The following is a 2,716-nucleotide window of genomic DNA, read 5'->3' as shown; positions in this document are numbered from 1 at the left end:
TCTGGCATGAGTTTAACAAACGTCCAAACAGCATCTTGATCGGCTAAAAAATCACTGCCTTTTATTGTGTCCCATGCATGTAATGCCAAGCTATCTCCTTCTTCTGGATAAAGAACAGCAGAGGTTCCTCCTTCAGCGGATACACTATGACTTCTCATTAAATGCACTTTGCTTACAACACCTACATCAAGTTTATCTCCATACTTTCTCTTTATTTCAACAGCAGCCCTAAGACCAGCAAGGCCTGCACCCAAAACTATAATATCATGATTTATAGTTTCCACAGTCAATTCGGTGTACGCCTCTTAATTCACAATTTAAACATAAATATCGGGATTTAAAAGGTCTTTTATTATAGTTGTATAATACAGTATATTATACTTCATATAAACTAATATTAATGCTAATTTGAATAATTCTATACTTCTTATTTATAAAAGAATTCATTTTCTTTTAGAGATATTTTCTGCATATTGGCTATGAGTAAGAAATTCTTCTTTATTAAAATTGTTAGTTTCTATAATTGCTATCCAACCATTATCATATGGTTCTTTATTTATTAATTCTGGCTCATCAAGGAGCCTTTCATTTATTTCTATGACTTTTCCTTCTATAGGAGAATAAACTTCAGCAGTGGCTTTGACTGATTCCAAAACAGCTAAAGTTCCATTCTTGCTTACATTAGAGCCCTTCTTAGGTAGGTCTACACCTACAATATCTTTTAGTTGTTTTTGAGCATAATCAGTAATGCCTATTCTTGCATTTTTACCTTCAATTTTAATCCATTCGTCGCTATTTGTATAGTAAAGGGAATCATCAATTAAAACGTTCAAATTTCCTACCTTAACTTGATATCTGCTCATAAATTTCACCCATTATTATTAGCAAATACACAAATTTAAACTTTTAAATTTGTTTACATTACATTATAATTTAATGAGTAAAAGTTATTATACTGATAAATTAATACTTTATTAGGATTGGAATTGATGAGAAATGAATTTGAAGTTTTTAATAAGTATACTTATTTAAATTGGGCGTCCGTAGGAGATCCTCCTTATAGATCCATAAAAGCAATGGAAGACTATTTGGAAAATCTGAAATCTGTACCGGATGAGCTAACTAATTTTAATTATTATGGAAGTATAATTAACGATATTAAAGTCAATATAGGAAAATTAATAAATAGCAAAAAGGAAAATATAGCTTTGATTGGTAATAGCACAACACCAGCTATTCAAACAGCTATGAATTCGATAAATCTTCAAAAAGGAGATGAAATGATAGTATTCGATATGGATTTCCCAACTGTTTATTCGGAATCGTTAAAATGGAAGGAAAGAGGGGTTAAAATTAAAATTATTAGAAACAATAAAGGAGATTATAATATAGATGATATATTGCATGAAATTAAAAAAGAAACTAAAGTAATTCTAGCAAGTTCTGTTTTTTGGGTTAATGGGCTAATGCTTAATATAAGGGAAATAGCAGATGCCATACATGATAATAATGGTTTTTTAGTAATTGATGCAATACAACATGTTGGTCAATCAATATTTGATGCATCATATAATAAAGCCGATTTTGTTGCTTTTGGGACTCAGAAATGGCTATTGTCTCCTTTTTCAGTAGGTATTCTATATATAAGCGATAGGGCCCTTAAGCTAACAAACCCTCCAAATTATGGATATTTAAACCTAGATGTAGGGATGAGTTGGGAAGAATTTTGGGGATATGAAAATAAGTCTCCTTCTAATGAATATAAGTTAAAAAGGGAAGGGGCAAATTCATATGAAGCGGGAGGATTCTTTTCAATACCATCTTTAATAGGTTTAAGAGAATCGTTAAAAATAATTAATGAGATAGGAATTGAAAACATTAATTATCATATCCTAAAATTAAGAAAGATATTAATTGAATATTTAATTGAGAAAAACTTAGAAATCGTTTCTCCATTAGATAATAAAAAAGCTTCGGGAATATTAACGTTTAAGTTATATCCTAAAATTAAAGATAATTATAAAATTGTTGAAGAGCTTTATAGGAAATTCAACATCAAAGTTTCAGGTAGAGCAAGTGCTGGTATAGGTGGTATAAGGGTTTCAATTCATTTTCCAAACGAAGAGGATGATTTATATAAGTTGATAGATGCACTAAAATTATTGAATTATTCCTCGCCCTGAAGGGTTTCTTAAAGTATTTCGTAAGTTTACAGCTTTTACACTTATTTCATCAATTATTTTATGAAAACATTTGATGATATAGCGAACGACAAACCTCGCCCCTAGAAGGGGCTGGGTAAAATTTTTTAAATCAAAAATACTATTTCTATTTGAGATGCCTTAGATGCCTTCGTCTGGTCAACTCTTAAAACATGAGGAGCAGGAGCCGATTTCTCCTGCAATACCAGATGAAGGTATCTACGAAGTTAATTATACAAATAAAAGAACAAACGTTGTCCGCCTTCTTCCTAATGGTTTTCAGAAAAGGAAGCTCGGAAGGCTAGCGAACATCACCGTGAAGCTCTTCAACGAGTTGAACTATGAGAGGAGACAACAGTTTTTTCATGAAAAGAAAGTAGACTTTAAGGGGACATGGAACAAATATTATAATAATTATAAGGATAAATTAGGAGTTAACGCTCAAGCAATAATGCAGAAAAACAACGAGGCATGGTCATCTTTCTTTTCTTTAATAAAGAAAAAAGGAAAACTAC

General features: G+C 31.0%; 3 protein-coding genes and 1 pseudogene. 2 read left to right on the top strand and 2 right to left on the bottom strand.

The features are described 5' to 3' along the window. Positions 1 to 290, bottom strand: a 290-nt coding sequence (locus RXO53_RS08120; RefSeq protein ID WP_410713714.1) for an FAD-binding protein, incomplete at its 3' end; no start/stop codon positions are given. A gap of 153 nt (positions 291 to 443) precedes the next feature. Then, positions 444 to 863, bottom strand: a complete 420-nt coding sequence (gene gcvH, locus RXO53_RS08115; protein WP_410713713.1) for a glycine cleavage system protein GcvH — start codon at positions 861 to 863, stop codon at positions 444 to 446. A gap of 126 nt (positions 864 to 989) precedes the next feature. Between gcvH and RXO53_RS08110 the strand changes: the two genes are divergently transcribed. Together RXO53_RS08110 and RXO53_RS08105 are read left to right on the top strand one after the other, a co-directional pair. Beyond that, the gene (locus tag RXO53_RS08110) at positions 990 to 2,183 is read left to right on the top strand and encodes an aminotransferase class V-fold PLP-dependent enzyme (protein WP_410713715.1); all 1,194 of its coding nucleotides are present in this window, start codon (positions 990 to 992) and stop codon (positions 2,181 to 2,183) included. 163 nt (positions 2,184 to 2,346) lie between these two features. Continuing rightward, a pseudogene (locus tag RXO53_RS08105) lies at positions 2,347 to 2,716 on the top strand (RNA-guided endonuclease TnpB family protein); the annotation flags it as partial.

Origin of the sequence: Caldisphaera sp. (assembly GCF_046536515.1) — an archaeon.
Classification (GTDB): domain Archaea; phylum Thermoproteota; class Thermoprotei_A; order Sulfolobales; family Acidilobaceae; genus Caldisphaera.
Note: the sequence above shows the minus strand (reverse complement) of the source record. Positions and strands in the feature narration are given on the sequence as shown.

Excerpts from the sequence above, each read along its gene's own strand:
- RXO53_RS08110 (WP_410713715.1), top strand. The coding sequence starts at position 990 with ATGAGAAATGAATTTGAAGTTTTTAATAAGTATACTTATTTAAATTGG.
- gcvH (WP_410713713.1), bottom strand. The coding sequence starts at position 863 with ATGAGCAGATATCAAGTTAAGGTAGGAAATTTGAACGTTTTAATTGAT.